Source organism: Bradyrhizobium sp. (assembly GCF_027451485.1).
Taxonomy (GTDB): Bacteria; Pseudomonadota; Alphaproteobacteria; order Rhizobiales; family Xanthobacteraceae; genus Bradyrhizobium.
The window spans coordinates 24,865-38,579 of sequence record NZ_DAIDJE010000048.1; the positions used below are offsets into that span (position 1 = coordinate 24,865).

At 61.1% G+C, this 13,715-nt stretch carries 15 protein-coding genes; 4 read left to right on the top strand and 11 right to left on the bottom strand.

What is annotated here, in order from left to right; translation table 11 throughout:
• Position 1: 1 nt before the first annotated feature.
• Positions 2-508 (bottom strand): copper chaperone PCu(A)C, encoded by a 507-nt coding sequence (locus tag NEZ08_RS07270; RefSeq protein WP_298105797.1) that lies wholly within the window; start codon positions 506-508, stop codon positions 2-4.
• Positions 509-785: 277 nt separating this feature from the next.
• Between NEZ08_RS07270 and NEZ08_RS07275 the strand changes: the two genes are divergently transcribed.
• The 4 genes from NEZ08_RS07275 (at position 786) to copD (ending at position 3,556) form a co-directional block, all read left to right on the top strand.
• Positions 786-1,106 (top strand): hypothetical protein, encoded by a 321-nt coding sequence (locus NEZ08_RS07275; RefSeq protein WP_298105799.1) that lies wholly within the window; start codon positions 786-788, stop codon positions 1,104-1,106.
• Positions 1,107-1,211: 105 nt separating this feature from the next.
• Positions 1,212-2,126 carry a hypothetical protein gene (locus NEZ08_RS07280; protein ID WP_298105801.1) on the top strand — a complete coding sequence of 305 codons (915 nt, stop codon included), beginning with the start codon at positions 1,212-1,214 and terminating at the stop codon, positions 2,124-2,126.
• An 8-nt stretch (positions 2,127-2,134) separates the two neighbouring features.
• Complete coding sequence (locus tag NEZ08_RS07285) at positions 2,135-2,488, top strand: copper resistance CopC family protein (RefSeq protein ID WP_298105803.1); 354 nt, start codon at positions 2,135-2,137, stop codon at positions 2,486-2,488.
• 87 nt (positions 2,489-2,575) lie between these two features.
• Entirely contained in the window at positions 2,576-3,556 is a 981-nt protein-coding gene (gene copD, locus NEZ08_RS07290; RefSeq protein ID WP_298105805.1) for a copper homeostasis membrane protein CopD, read from the top strand.
• 378 nt (positions 3,557-3,934) lie between these two features.
• Here the strand turns inward: copD and NEZ08_RS07295 are convergent, their stop codons facing one another.
• From NEZ08_RS07295 to NEZ08_RS07340, 10 genes are all read right to left on the bottom strand, one after another.
• A complete protein-coding gene (locus NEZ08_RS07295; protein ID WP_298105807.1) occupies positions 3,935-4,282 on the bottom strand; it encodes a hypothetical protein in 348 nt (115 codons plus the stop codon).
• Positions 4,283-4,322: 40 nt separating this feature from the next.
• Entirely contained in the window at positions 4,323-4,598 is a 276-nt protein-coding gene (locus tag NEZ08_RS07300) for a DUF1467 family protein (RefSeq protein WP_298105809.1), read from the bottom strand.
• A 161-nt stretch (positions 4,599-4,759) separates the two neighbouring features.
• On the bottom strand, positions 4,760-5,161 hold the full coding sequence (gene mce / locus NEZ08_RS07305; protein WP_298105811.1) for a methylmalonyl-CoA epimerase: 402 nt from the start codon (positions 5,159-5,161) through the stop codon (positions 4,760-4,762).
• 70 nt (positions 5,162-5,231) lie between these two features.
• Positions 5,232-6,902: a ribonuclease J gene (locus tag NEZ08_RS07310; RefSeq protein ID WP_298105813.1), complete on the bottom strand. Its 1,671-nt coding sequence runs from the start codon at positions 6,900-6,902 to the stop codon at positions 5,232-5,234.
• Positions 6,902-7,690, bottom strand: a complete 789-nt coding sequence (locus NEZ08_RS07315; protein ID WP_298105815.1) for a biotin--[acetyl-CoA-carboxylase] ligase — start codon at positions 7,688-7,690, stop codon at positions 6,902-6,904. Before NEZ08_RS07315 ends, NEZ08_RS07310 begins: the two co-directional genes overlap by 1 nt.
• Positions 7,691-9,127 (bottom strand): NADH-quinone oxidoreductase subunit NuoN, encoded by a 1,437-nt coding sequence (nuoN, locus tag NEZ08_RS07320; RefSeq protein WP_298105816.1) that lies wholly within the window; start codon positions 9,125-9,127, stop codon positions 7,691-7,693. It abuts the gene before it with no gap.
• A 16-nt stretch (positions 9,128-9,143) separates the two neighbouring features.
• Complete coding sequence (locus NEZ08_RS07325; RefSeq protein ID WP_298105818.1) at positions 9,144-10,652, bottom strand: NADH-quinone oxidoreductase subunit M; 1,509 nt, start codon at positions 10,650-10,652, stop codon at positions 9,144-9,146.
• Positions 10,653-10,655: 3 nt separating this feature from the next.
• A complete protein-coding gene (gene nuoL, locus NEZ08_RS07330; protein ID WP_298105820.1) occupies positions 10,656-12,758 on the bottom strand; it encodes an NADH-quinone oxidoreductase subunit L in 2,103 nt (700 codons plus the stop codon).
• 8 nt (positions 12,759-12,766) lie between these two features.
• Positions 12,767-13,075: an NADH-quinone oxidoreductase subunit NuoK gene (gene nuoK, locus NEZ08_RS07335; protein WP_298105822.1), complete on the bottom strand. Its 309-nt coding sequence runs from the start codon at positions 13,073-13,075 to the stop codon at positions 12,767-12,769.
• Positions 13,072-13,710, bottom strand: coding sequence for an NADH-quinone oxidoreductase subunit J (locus NEZ08_RS07340; RefSeq protein WP_298105824.1), 639 nt, complete (start codon positions 13,708-13,710; stop codon positions 13,072-13,074). Before NEZ08_RS07340 ends, nuoK begins: the two co-directional genes overlap by 4 nt.
• Between the last annotated feature and the right edge of the window lie 5 nt (positions 13,711-13,715).

The following is a 13,715-nucleotide window of genomic DNA, read 5'->3' on the forward strand; positions in this document are numbered from 1 at the left end:
CTTACATTTTCATACCGGGCGCCATCTTCATGCCGCCACCAGCCGGCCCCATCGCACCGATGCCCTCAACGTCAAACGTGACGGTGACCTTGCCTGCCCGCTCGAACTGAAGCGTCAGCGGCACCTTCTCGCCTTGCTTGAGAGGGGCTTTCAAATCCATGATCATCAGGTGATAGCCATTCGGTGCGAACTTGACGGACTTGCCGGGATCAATGGTCAGACCTCCCTCGACAGGGCGCATTTTCATGACACCGTTCGTCATCGACATCTCATGCACCTCGATTTTGTCGGAGATGTCGCCGGTCACGCCGACCAGCTTGTCGGCCGTCGTGCCCTTGTTCTCGATGGTCAGGTAGCCGCCGCCAACCTTGGCACCGCCGGGCGTCGCGCGGCTCCAGGCCTGGCTGATGACGAGATCACCGGCCTTCACTTGGTCCGCCTGGACGGGCGCCGTCAGGAGAGCCGCCGCACAAACAATGCCAGAGAGCACACTAATGATCTGTTTCATGCGAAATTCCACGTCTGCCAGCTTTTGTTTTCCTTTGCGCTACCGCAAAGCACGTCATGGCCGGGATTGCTAGGTTGAAATCGTCTACTATACTCCCGGCGCGCGTTCAGCGGTCGCATCCGCTCGAACCGTCGCCAAACCAAGCCAGAACCTAACTCCCGTAACCCTGCATAGCAGTACGCTTGTGAGCATGCCAACCGGAGCAAATCAAGGATGCGCGAGGCTGCGCCTGTTCTGGCGGAGGCTGGTCGGCGCGGCTGCGATCTACGCCCTGGTCATGCAGCCGCTGCTGCTGGCGGCCGGAGCCCAGTTCGCCGAAGCGTCGGTCCTTGATAACGTTGCGTTCTCCCAGCTTTGCCAGCATAACGCCGACGGCAGTCCGGTTTCACCTGCCAACCAGGAACACCACCGGGCCCACCAACATTGTCTGCAATGCTTTTCCGGCGCCTTTGCGCTCTTGGGCGCCCCGCAGTCCTTCGTCGTCGCGTCTATTGATCGCCAGTTCCGCAAATTACGGGAATCCGGGCGATCGCTGCGCCTGCCGTCGTTGTCGCAGTATTCCGTCGCCCGTCCGCGAGGGCCTCCGCTCAGCGTGTGATGCAATCCAGCCCTTTCGGCTGGCCAAACCTTGCGTTCACGTATTCTGACCGGAGAAATCCCGATGTCTCGGCTCTTGCCACGTCTTCTTGCGCTTGCGGGCGTTATGGCGCTGTCCTGCACGTCGCACGCCTTAGCCCACTGCTTTGTCGGCGCGCGCTTCTTTCCTGCCACCCTTGCCACCGATGATCCCTGCGTCGCAGACGAGATGTCATTGCCCACTGTCGGATGGTCGAAAACCGGCGACGTCCCGGCCGCCACCGAATGGGACTTTTCCGGCGAACTCTCGAAACGCATCACGGATAATTTCGGCATCTCGATCGGCCAGGGCTGGACGTCCATTCGTCAGGCCGACGGCACGCTGACACAGGGCTTCGATAACTTCGAGACGGCATTCCAGTATCAAATCGTCAAAGACCGCGAGCACGAGCTCGCCGTCCTGTCGGGCCTGGTCGTGGACTGGGGGCACACCGGTTCAACCGGTTCGGGCCTGGCCACCGACTACAGTCTTGTGACTCCGACGGTTTATATCGGAAAGGGGTTTGGCGATCTGCCCTCGGAGTTCGGTTGGTTCCGCGCCTTCGCCGTCACTGCTCAGGTCGGCTATCAAATTCCGACGAACTCTTTCGACATCGCCCAGAACATCTTCATTCCCCAGCAGCTGATTTATGGCGCCTCACTCCAATACAGCATGTCCTACCTGAAATCGGAGATCGTCGATCTGGGGCTTCCGGATTTCATCAACCACCTGATGCCGATCGTTGAGTTGAGCTTGACGACACCGGTCGCCAACAACTTCGGTAATCCCTACACCACCACAGGTACAGTCAACCCCGGCGTGATCTACGTGGGAAGCGGATTTCAGGTCGGGCTCGAGGCGATGGTTCCTGTCAACCGAGCCAGCGGAACGGGAGTCGGCGTTCTCGGGCAGCTGCACCTCTATCTCGACGACATGTTCCCCTCGACTTACGGCCAGCCGCTGATTGGCGGATTGGCAACGAACACCCCCCGTAAACTCTGAGGCAAACTATGCGTATCCTGACTCTCGCGACCACAACGTTTTTCGTAACCGCGGCAGCCGCGGCTGCCCACGCCCACGCTTTTCTCGATCACGCCGAACCGCGGGTGGGAAGCACCGTCCCCTCCGCTCCCAGGGAAGTCGTGCTGACATTCTCCGAGAGCCTGGAGCCGGCATTCAGTTCGGTCGAGGTGAGCGACGCCAGCGGCCACAGCGTCGGCCAAGGCAAACCAAGGATAAGCGCGACCACCATGCGGGTCGGCCTCAAGCCGCTGCCGCCGGGCACGTACCGCGTTCGCTGGCATGTTCTATCGGTAGATACCCATACCACGGAGGGCAACTTCACCTTCCAGGTTGGCCGTTAACTGTCCGCCCGCTTCCGACATCAGCCCCGCTCAGCGGGTCGTATGCGCGGCCGGCTTCCTCCTTCCGGCCAACGCTCAATGGAGAGCATGTTGATCGATCCGCTGATTGTTGTGCGGGACCTCCACCTGGCGTCGACGATCGCCGTCGCCGGCGTGATCTTCTTTGACCTCTTCATCGCCACGCCGCTCCGGCGAACGGGATCGCCGTCCACCAAAGCAGGAGTGGCCTTGCAATCCTCCCGCGGGAAAATTCTTTGGATCGGCCTGGCGTTGTCGATTGTATCCGCGCTGGCCTGGCTGTGCCTGGTATCCATGCGGATCGTCCACGAGGACTTCAACGACGTTTTGACCGACGGCACGGCCTGGCTCGTGCTGACGCAAACCCAATTCGGCTTGGCCTGGCAAATGCGGCTGCTGCTCGGCGTCGGGCTTGCTGCCTGCTTGCTCATGCAGAGAGCAACCGGCAGCCGCGTCGCCAATGTCCTGGCGATTTTCGCGAGCTTGCTTGCCGCGGCGTATCTCGGTTCTCTTGCCTTTGCGGGCCATGGCGCGAAAGGGCTCGGCCTCGAGCACAACATCCATCTTGCCGCCGATTTTCTGCACCTGATCGCAGCCGGTCTGTGGCTCGGCGCACTCGCGCCGCTGCTGCTCTGGCTCGTCTATCTCTGCCGCTTTCAGGAAAACGGCTGGGCGTCCGCCGCGGCTCGCGCGGCCGGCAGCTTCTCGCTGATTGGTATTTTTGCCGTCGGAATCCTGCTGGTCAGCGGGCTCGTCAATGCCGCCTTCCTGCTCGGCGGGATGCACAGCCTGATCAACACTCCTTATGGCCGCCTGCTGCTCCTGAAGGTCGTGCTGTTCGCCGCCATGGTAGGCTTGGCTGGAATTAACCGGCAGTACCTTCTTCCCCGCCTGTCCAGCGACTTGCATGCCGACGGCTCCTCCGTTGCCCTCCGCTGGCTGATCCGCAGCGCGCTGCTCGAAATTGCGCTTGGTCTTGCGATCGTCTGCATTGTCGGCGTGCTCGGCATCATGCCTCCGGCCGCTGACATGGCCGCCCACATACACTGAGCGGCAACTGGGCGGCGAAAGCAACTGAGGTAAGCCGTTCAATAGATTACTGAAATACCTTCATTCGGGTTTTCAATGCCGAAATTCCATTCATTTCGCTGCATGCTGTATTTTTGAACATTCGTTGCCGGAATGGGTGACACGGCAGAAATTTTGGTCTAGGAATGCCCCCCTCAGACGGGTCGAGAGGCTGTCTGGTGGTCCAAGTCTCGGGAGGAGCCCTGGCGCGCAAAAAGGCAGCGTCGACCCGTCAATCAAGATCAATCCACGATACGGGAAAATAGGGACGACACAATTTTCGGAGCAGGACTTCGCAGGTCCTGCTCCTTTTTTATTTCCGACCTGTTGTCGCTATCCCACCGATCGGAAAGGCACCGGTCAATCGCGATCGAGAAAACTCGAGCCAATGCTCGCCTTCTTCTTGATCGGATCGAAATCGCAAAAAACGCCGTCGGCAACGAGGGTGTAGCTGGCGACGACGTTGTACTTGTCGAGCTTCACCGAGTTCAGACCAATCACGCGGGTGCTGGAGCCCCCGTTCCACTTGAAAGGCGTGGTGCTGGACGCCCGCTCGCAAGCTGCCACCGCGTCCGCAAACACATAGCCCTCGACGAAGCTTCTCAGCGTCTGAAGCTGGCCGCTGACCTTCCAATCGATATATGCAGTCGTGGCGAGGCCTGCGACGGCGAGCAACAACAACGCGACCACGATTCGCTGAAACCACATCTTTGCCCCCAATCACAAAAAACGCGCTGACCTAAAGCCCTCAGAACGGCATACCAATCAATTTCGACAATCGATCGATATTAAGCCATCCTTCGTAGTATGCCGTCATCCCCGCAGCATAGATCACCGCTGACAACAGCGTGGTCCAGATCAGCTTGCGGCCCATGCGCGTTGCGATCGGCGCCCCCGGATCGGTGCCGGGACTTCCGCCACCGTCTTCGTGCAGGCTCCGCACGCCGAAGGGCAGCGTCACGAACAACGTGATCCACCATATGACGAAGTAGATCGCAAAGCCGGTTGAAATGGTATAGGCCATGGCTAGCAGTCCAATTCTAACATTCGCATCCCTTCTCAGCAGCCGCTTTTGCGAATGTTAGAATCAAAGGGACCACTGGAAAATATTGGTTTGTGGTGCAGTCTTGGATTTGACATTCGGCTGGTGAACTCGCGGCTAGGGTCAAATCCACTGCACCGGGTTCAGGCCTGCTCGATTTCGACAAGCGCGCCGGAAAAGTCCTTCGGGTGCAGGAAGAGCACCGGCTTGCCATGCGCGCCGATCTTGGGAATGCCGTCGCCGAGAACGCGCGCGCCCTCCTTGATCAACAGGTCACGCGCCACAGTGATATCGGGCACTTCATAGCAGATGTGATGAATGCCCCCGTCGGCGTTGCGCTCCAGAAATTTGGCGATCGGCGACGTCTCACCCAGCGGCTGAATGAATTCGATCTTGGTGTTCGGCAAGGTGACAAACACGGTGATGACGCCGTGCTCGGGCAACGGCACTGCCGGCGAAATATCCGCGCCGAGAGAGCCATATATCCTGGCGGCCTTTTCGGCGTCATTGACCGCAATTGCCACGTGATTGAGCCGGCCAAGCATTGGCGCCTCCCTCATCCTTTATAGCCAGGAGAGCCGCGCCGCAAAAGCCCGCGTGCCCGTTCCAGCTTCATCAGACCGTGAGCACATGCACGAAGCATAGCGGCTTCTTGCCCCAGTGCTCGTTTACGGAAGCGCGCACGGCCCGCCTCACCGACTCGGCCAGTGCATCGGGATCGCGCCGACGCGCCCGGGGCAGGCCCTCCACGGTCGAGACGATGACATCGAACACGATTTCGTCGATGACCTCGCCCGCCGCGTTCTTTTCGGGGATTCCGATCAGGTCGATCTCGGGATCGTCGGCGAGTTCGCCCTTTTCATCCATCGCCAGGGCGATGAACGCGCAGCCGGCGAACGCCATTCTCCGCCGCTCGACGACCGCACGCGAATTGGAATCCTCGAGGATCGTCCCATCCTTGTACAGACGGCCCGACGGCACCTCGTCAATGATGCCGGCCTCGCCCGGCCCTAGCTTCACCTGGTCGCCGTTGCGGCAAATCAGCACCCTCGGCACACCGGCGGCGCGCGCCAGCTTGGCATGCTCGAACAGGTGCAACGCTTCGCCGTGGACCGGGATCAGCAGTTCAGGGCGCACCCAGCCGATGAGTTCCCGCAATTCATCGCGGCGCGGATGACCCGATACATGAACGAGATGTGTCCGGTCGGTAATGACTTCGATGCCCTGCGTGATCAGTCCATTGATGATGGATCCGACCGCCTTCTCGTTGCCCGGAATGGTGCGCGAGGAAAAAATCACGCAGTCGCCCTTGTTCAAGGTCACCTGCGGATGATCGTCATTGGCGATGCGGGCGAGCGCCGCGCGCGGCTCGCCCTGGCTTCCCGTGCACAGCGCCAACACCTTGTCCGGCGGCAAATGACCGTAGAATTCAGCACTGCGGAAATTCTGCACGCCATCGAGAAAACCGGTTTCTCTTGCCACCTGGACGACGCGGTCCATGGCGCGTCCGACCACCACCACCTCGCGCCCGGACAGGCGCGCCGCATCCGCGACAGAGCGAATACGGGCGACGTTAGAGGCAAACGTCGTTACGGCAACCCGGCCCCTGGCGGCTTTCACGAGCTCGATGATGGTCTTGGCCACTTCGGTCTCCGACGGCGAGCGACCGTCGCGCACGGCGTTGGTCGAGTCGCCGATCAGCGCCAGCACGCCCGAGGCGCCCAGTTCGCGCAGCCGCCGCTCGTCCGTTGGGGGGCCTGTGACGGGCGTCGGGTCGAGCTTCCAGTCACCGGTATGCAGCGCCGTTCCCGCGGCCGTGTGTATGGCAAGCGCATGCGATTCCGGAATGGAGTGCGCAACCGGAATGAACTCGACGCCGAAGGGCCCGAGGTCGATCCGGCCGCCTGAAGGCACAACGGTAACCGGAATCTTCGGCGGATTGCGCTCGGCGGCGCATTTCGCTTCAAACAGCGCGGCACTGAATTTGGTCGCATAAATTGGGCATTTGAGCCGCGGCCAGAGATCGATGATGGCGCCGAAATGATCCTCGTGGGCATGCGTCAGCACGAGTCCAACCAGATTCTTGCGCTCCTGCACCAGAAAACTGATGTCGGGCATGATGGTATCGATGCCCGGAAGGTGCTCCTCATCGCCGAACGAGACACCGAGATCCACCGCGAGCCACGACCGCTGCCGGCGACTGCCAAACCCGTAGACCGAAAGGTTCATGCCAATTTCGCCGACACCGCCGAGCGGAGTAAAGGTGAACTCGTCGCCGTCAGACACTAGCCGGCCCTCGCGGAAGCGGCTGCGCCGAAATGCACGTCGCCGGCCGCGACCGGCACGCTGTTGCCGCTGGAAGTCCTGACGATCATGCAGCCCGTTTCGTCGATGGTGTCAAAGATGCCCGACACCGTGGCAGTGCCGGTATGGACCGCGACAGGCTGTCCGAGTCCCGCCGCCAGCGCCAGCCAGCGCCGGCGGATTTCGCCGAACCCCCTGCCTTGATCCCAGATAGCGCGGCACTCGGCCCAACTGTCGGACAGCGCCGCAAACAGCGCCTCGGCCGTAACCTGCAGCCCGAGGGCCTTGAGCGACGTGGCGGGGATTGGCATGCCCTCAGGCGCGGCAACGACGTTGGTACCCATCCCGACCACGACGGCAAGCCGGCCGCCCGTCAACGCCTGGGCCTCCAGCAGGATGCCGGAGAGCTTGGCCTGCCCTACAAGTACGTCGTTCGGCCACTTCAGCGAAAACCCGGTCAAACCCGGCCCAGCCACATCCCGCAGCGCCGCCTCCAGCGCAAGCCCGGCGGCAAAGCCCAGCGTTGCCGCGATCGAGGGTGCGACGTCAACGGTCTCCAGCACGCTGGCGGCGAGGTTGCCCCGGGGCGCGATCCAAGCCCGGTGGCGCCGCCCGCGGCCCGCCGTCTGCTCGGTCGTGACGAACCACATCGGTCCGCCCTCACCGGATCGGGCCCGCGCCATCGCTTCGGAATTGGTCGAGCCGATCTGATCGAAACTTGCGAGCCGGTAACCGGCCGATATGGCCTTCGGACCGAGCGTGAACACCATCTAAAACAGGGATTTTGCCGCTGCTGAAGCCACGCTCACCAGCGGTCCGGGATAAATAAAGAAAAAGAGATTGAAGAGGCCGGCCACAGCCAGCACCGCGCGCAATTCAACGCGGACGGGATCAAGCCGGGTCAGCTGCTCGTCGAAATACATCACCTTGACGATCGAGAGATAGTAATAGGCGCCGATCACACTCGTGATCACGCCGATCACCGCAAGCGTGAACAGGTGCGCCTGGATGGCCGCGACGAACACATAGAATTTTCCAAAGAAGCCCGCGAGCGGCGGAACGCCGGCCAGCGAAAACAGCAACATGGCAAAGAAGAAGGCCAACAAAGGATTGGTGCGGGAAAGGCCGGCAAAATCGCTGATATTCTCCACATGCCGCCCCTCGCGCTTCATCGCCAGGATCACGGTGAAGGCGCCCAGCGTCATCGCGACGTAGATTGCGATGTAGACCAACACGCCCTGTGCGCCCTCCGCCGTGCCCGAAGCGAGGCCAACCAGGGCAAAACCCATATGACCGATCGAGGAGTAGGCCATCAGGCGTTTGATGTTCTTCTGTCCGATCGCCGCAAACGAGCCCAGAGCCATCGAGGCAATCGCGACGAACACGACGATCTGCTGCCATTCCGGAATGATTCCCGGAAACGCCGTCAGCGTCACCCGTGTGAACACGGCAAGCGCCGCGACTTTCGGTGCCGATGCGAAGAAGGCGGTGACCGGGGTCGGCGCGCCCTCGTAAACGTCGGGCGTCCACATATGGAACGGCACGGCAGAGACCTTGAAGCAAAGCCCGGCGAGCAGGAACACGATGCCGAACACGATGCCGATCGAACCGGTCTTGGCGGCCGCCGCGATGCCGGCAAAGCTGACCGTGCCGGTGAAGCCGTAGATCAGGGAAGCGCCGTAGAGCAGCATGCCCGAGGAAAGCGCGCCCAGCACGAAATACTTCAGGCCCGCTTCGGTCGATTTGACGTCGTCGCGGTTTGAGGCCGCTACCACGTAAAGCGCGAGGCTCATCAGTTCGAGACCCAGATAGAGCGTGATCAGGTCGCCGGCCGAGATGAGGACCATCATCCCGAGTGTCGAAAGCAGGACCAGGATCGAATATTCGAAGATGCGCCGCGATGGATCAGCCAGAAATTCCGCCGACAGGATCAGCGTCGCGCCCGAGCCGATAAGCGCCAAAATCTTCAGGAACCGGGCAAAGTCGTCGACGATGAAGCTGCCATTGAAGGTCACAAGCTTCCCGGCAGGCAACGTCAGCTCCAGGACGCCAACGATCACGAGAAGGACGACGGCCAGCGCGGTGACAAGGCCCGTGACGCGGACGCCCTGAAAGGCCCCAATCATCAACAGCACCATGGCTCCGGCCGCCAGAACAAGCTCCGGCAAGACGGGCAGCAATTGATAACCTGCGCTTTGAAAGCTCATGGCGTCTTATCCAATGTCACTGCGTCAGCGCGGCCGCCTTCACGGCCGTCACTGCGGTATTGTAATTGTTGACCAGTTGCTGCACCGACGTTGCCGACATGTCGAGGATCGGCTTGGGATAGACCCCGAACAGGATCGTGAGGGCGACCAGCGGCACGAGCGTCAGACTCTCACGGAAGGTGAGATCCTTGATGGTGGCAAGCGACGGCTTGACCAGCGCGCCGAAGACCACTTTGCGATAGAGCCACAGGGCGTAGGCCGCCGACAGGATCACGCCGGTGGTGGCGAATACGGTCGTCGGCAGCGAGACTTTGAAGGTCCCGAGCAGGGTCATGAATTCGCCGACGAAGCCCGACGTGCCTGGCAGACCGACATTCGCCATGGTGAAGACCATGAAGACCAATGCATAAAGCGGCATGCGGTTGACCAGGCCGCCATAGGCGGCGATTTCGCGGGTGTGCATGCGATCGTAAACGATGCCGACGCAGAGGAACAACGCGCCTGACACGATGCCGTGCGAGATCATCTGGAACACGCCGCCCGCCACGCCCTGAGTCGTGCCTGCGAAAATGCCCATGGTGACGAAGCCCATATGCGCCACGGACGAATAGGCGATCAGCTTCTTCATATCCTCCTGCATCAAGGCGACGAGCGAGGTGTAGATGATCGCGATCACCGACAGCGAGAAGACCAGCGGCGCAAAGTATTGCGATGCCAGCGGGAACATCGGTAGCGAGAAGCGCAGGAATCCATAGCCGCCCATTTTCAGGAGAATGGCGGCCAGGATCACCGAGCCCGCCGTCGGCGCCTCGACATGCGCGTCCGGCAGCCAGGTGTGCACCGGCCACATCGGCATCTTCACCGCAAACGAGGCGAAGAACGCGAGCCAGGCCCATATCTGCAAGGAGCGTGGCACCGCAGCGTGCATCAGGGTCGGGATGTCGGTCGTGCCCGCGTTCCAGTACAGCGCCATGATCGCGAGCAGCATCAGCACTGAGCCCAGGAACGTGTACAGGAAGAACTTGAAGGAGGCGTAGACGCGCCGCGGTCCGCCCCAGATGCCGATGATCAGGAACATCGGGATCAGGCCGCCCTCGAAGAACAGGTAGAACAGCACGAGGTCGAGCGAAGAGAATGTGCCCACCATCAGCGTTTCCAGGATCAGAAACGCCATCATGTATTCGCCGACCCGAAGCTTCACCGATTTCCAGCTGGCCACGATGCAGAACGGCATCAAGGCAGTGGTCAGGATGACGAAGGGCAGCGAAATGCCGTCGACGCCCATGTGGTAGGTAATGGCGTTGGCAAGCCAGGGCGCCTTCTCGACGAACTGGAAGTCGGCCTGCGTCGGATCGAAACGCGCGACCAGAAGCAGCGACACCGCAAACGTCACCAGCGTCGTCCAGAGCGCGATCCAGCGCACGTTGCGCTGTGCCGCCTTGTCATCGCCTCTGACGAGATAGACCAGCAGCGCACCGACCGTCGGCAGGAAGGTAACGACCGAAAGAATGGGCCAGGTCGTCATCGGCTAGCCTCCCACACCGAACATGAACCAGGTGATGAAGCCGGCGACCCCGATCAGCATCGCAAAGGCGTAGTGATAGAGATAGCCGGTCTGAAGTTTGACGGCGCTTCGGGTCACATCGAGCACCCGCGCCGAGACGCCGTCCGGACCGAGACCGTCGATGATCTTGCCGTCGCCGACCTTCCAAAGGAAGCGCCCGATCCATTTCGCCGGACGGACGAAGATCACATCGTACAGCTCGTCGAAGTACCACTTGTTGAGCAGGAACTTGTAGAGCAGCGGCTGCTGGTTCGCCAGTTCGACCGGCAGATACGGCCGGCGAATATAGAACAGCCAGGACACCGCAAAGCCGATGACCATCATCAGCGTCGGCAACAACCCGAGCAGATACGGCATCCGCTCCATATCCTCCAGGATATGTGGGTTCATCTTCACGGATTCGCGGAAGAATTCTTCGACCCCGTGCGGGCCGGTGAATATCTCCTTGAAGGGGAAGCCGGCCAGGATTGAGCCGACGGCAAGCAGGCCGATCGGAACCAGCATGGTCAATGGCGATTCATGCGCGGCTTCGTAATGCTCCTGGTCGTGCGGCTCGCCGTGGAAGGTCTTGAAGATCAGACGCCACGAATAGAACGAGGTGAGTCCGGCCGCGACCACTGTGGCCAGATAGCCGTAGGTCGCAAACGGATTATGCGAGGCGAAAGCGGACTCGATGATCGCGTCCTTTGAGAAGTAGCCGGCGGTCAGCGGGAATCCTGTCAATGCCAGCGTACCGACGACCATGACGAGATAGGTGAAGGGAATCCGGTCCTTCAGGCCGCCCATGTTGCGGATGTCCTGCTCGTGATGCATCGCATAGATCACCGAGCCCGAGCCCAAGAACAACAGTGCCTTGAAGAAGGCGTGAGTGAACAGGTGGAACATGCCCACCGAGTAAGCGCCCGCCCCCATCGCCACGAACATGTAGCCGAGCTGCGAACAGGTTGAATAGGCGACGATGCGCTTGATGTCGTTCTGGACGAGGCCGATGGTCGCGGCAAAGAACGCGGTCGTGCCGCCGATGAACATCACGAAGGCCTGCGCGTCCGGCGCCAGTTCGAATAGCGGCGAAAGCCGTGCCACCATGAATACGCCGGCGGTGACCATGGTCGCGGCATGGATCAGTGCGGAGACCGGCGTCGGGCCCTCCATCGCGTCGGGCAACCAGGTGTGCAGCAGGAACTGGGCAGATTTGCCCATCGCCCCCGTGAACAGCAGCAGGCAAGCCAGGGTCAGCGCATCAGGATGCCAGCCGAACAGATTGATCGTCTTGCCGGTCAGAGCGGGCGCCGCGCCGAAGATTGTTTCGAAGTCGGTCGACCCGATCAGCATGAATACGGCGAAGATGCCGAGCGCAAAACCGAAGTCGCCGACGCGGTTCACCACGAAAGCCTTTATCGCCGCCGCATTCGCCGACGGCCTCTGATACCAGAAGCCGATCAAGAGATAGCTCGCCAGACCCACGCCCTCCCAGCCAAAAAACAGCTGCACGAGGTTGTCGGCCGTCACGAGCATCAGCATCGCGAAGGTGAAGAGCGAGAGGTAACCGAAGAACCGCGGCTGGTTCGGATCCTCGTCCATGTAGCCAATCGAATAGAGATGGACGAGCGAGGACACCGTGTTGACCACCACCAGCATCACGGCGGTCAGCGCATCCACCCTCAGCGTCCAGGAGACCTGGAGATCGCCGGACGTGATCCACGGGAACAGGGCCACCCTGACGTCGTGATGGGCAAAGCCCACGTCGTAGAGCATGAACCAGGACAGCGCCGCGGAAACTAGCAGAAGTCCCGTGGTGATCAGCTCGGCCGCGCGTGATCCGACGGCCGGCGGCTCGCTCACATGGTCGCCATGACCATGCCCGTGGTCATCATGGGCTGTCGGTTCATGGCTCGGGTTGTGGATGACGCTTGCGTCGCCGCCGACCGGCGCTCCTCCGTGGCCGTGCACATCGTCGTGATGTTCCACCTCGTCGCCGCTTGGATTGCGCCCGTGCGCGCCAACGACCGAGATCACGCCTGCGATGACGGCGCCGATCAACGGCAGAAAAACGATTGCCTGAATCATCTCGCGCGCTAGCCCTTCATCAGATTGACGTCTTCAACCGCGATCGAGCCGCGATTGCGGAAATATACCACCAGGACCGCAAGGCCGATCGCAGCTTCCGCCGCCGCCACCGTCAGCACCAGAAGCGCGAACACCTGGCCTACGATATCGCCGATGAAGGTCGAGAAAGCCACGAGGTTGACGTTGACCGCAAGGAGGATCAGCTCGATCGACATCAGGATGACGATGATATTCTTGCGGTTGAGGAAGATGCCGAGAATCCCGAGCGTGAACAGGATGGCGCCGACCGCCAGATAGTGCCCCAGACCGACCGTCATCGCACCCACTCCGCCTGGTCCGCATCCTGCAAGCCCTGGCCCGAGGCAACCTTGCGCACGGACATCACCATTTCCACCGTCCGTGCATTCTGCACGCTGATGTCCTGCCGCTTGACGTACGCCTTATGCCGTAGCGTCAGCACGATCGCGCCTATCATGGCAACCAGGAGCACCATGCCCGCAATCTGGAAGTAATGGATGTATTTCGTGTAGAGCACGAGACCCAAGGCTTCCGTGTTGCTGACGTTGGCGGGGATTGCCGACGTGATCGATTTGGCGACGTTGGGGCTGATCACCCAGCCGCCGCCGATCAGAAGCAATTCGACGAGAAAGATGCCTCCAATCACGAGCCCGACCGGCAAATATTCGATGAAGCCCTCGCGCAACTCGGCAAAGTCGACGTCGAGCATCATGATCACGAACAGGAACAGCACCGCGACCGCGCCGACATAGACGACGACCAAGATCATCGCCAGGAACTCGGCCCCCATCAGCACGAACAGGCCCGACGCGTTCACGAAGGCGAGGATCAGGAACAGCACGGAGTGCACGGGATTGCGCGAGACGATCACCATGACCGCGGAAGCCACGCAGACGCCCGCAAAAAGATAAAAGAACAGGGCCGGAAGGATCATCCCCT

Bases quoted from the DNA above. Each gene is read 5' to 3' on its own strand.
- NEZ08_RS07270 (WP_298105797.1), bottom strand. From the start codon at position 508: ATGAAACAGATCATTAGTGTGCTCTCTGGCATTGTTTGTGCGGCGGCT.
- NEZ08_RS07275 (WP_298105799.1), top strand. From the start codon at position 786: ATGCAGCCGCTGCTGCTGGCGGCCGGAGCCCAGTTCGCCGAAGCGTCG.
- NEZ08_RS07280 (WP_298105801.1), top strand. From the start codon at position 1,212: ATGGCGCTGTCCTGCACGTCGCACGCCTTAGCCCACTGCTTTGTCGGC.
- NEZ08_RS07285 (WP_298105803.1), top strand. From the start codon at position 2,135: ATGCGTATCCTGACTCTCGCGACCACAACGTTTTTCGTAACCGCGGCA.
- copD (WP_298105805.1), top strand. From the start codon at position 2,576: ATGTTGATCGATCCGCTGATTGTTGTGCGGGACCTCCACCTGGCGTCG.
- NEZ08_RS07295 (WP_298105807.1), bottom strand. From the start codon at position 4,282: ATGTGGTTTCAGCGAATCGTGGTCGCGTTGTTGTTGCTCGCCGTCGCA.
- NEZ08_RS07300 (WP_298105809.1), bottom strand. From the start codon at position 4,598: ATGGCCTATACCATTTCAACCGGCTTTGCGATCTACTTCGTCATATGG.
- mce (WP_298105811.1), bottom strand. From the start codon at position 5,161: ATGCTTGGCCGGCTCAATCACGTGGCAATTGCGGTCAATGACGCCGAA.
- NEZ08_RS07315 (WP_298105815.1), bottom strand. From the start codon at position 7,690: ATGGTGTTCACGCTCGGTCCGAAGGCCATATCGGCCGGTTACCGGCTC.
- nuoN (WP_298105816.1), bottom strand. From the start codon at position 9,127: ATGAGCTTTCAAAGCGCAGGTTATCAATTGCTGCCCGTCTTGCCGGAG.
- NEZ08_RS07325 (WP_298105818.1), bottom strand. From the start codon at position 10,652: ATGACGACCTGGCCCATTCTTTCGGTCGTTACCTTCCTGCCGACGGTC.
- nuoL (WP_298105820.1), bottom strand. From the start codon at position 12,758: ATGATTCAGGCAATCGTTTTTCTGCCGTTGATCGGCGCCGTCATCGCA.
- nuoK (WP_298105822.1), bottom strand. From the start codon at position 13,075: ATGACGGTCGGTCTGGGGCACTATCTGGCGGTCGGCGCCATCCTGTTC.
- NEZ08_RS07340 (WP_298105824.1), bottom strand. From the start codon at position 13,710: ATGATCCTTCCGGCCCTGTTCTTTTATCTTTTTGCGGGCGTCTGCGTG.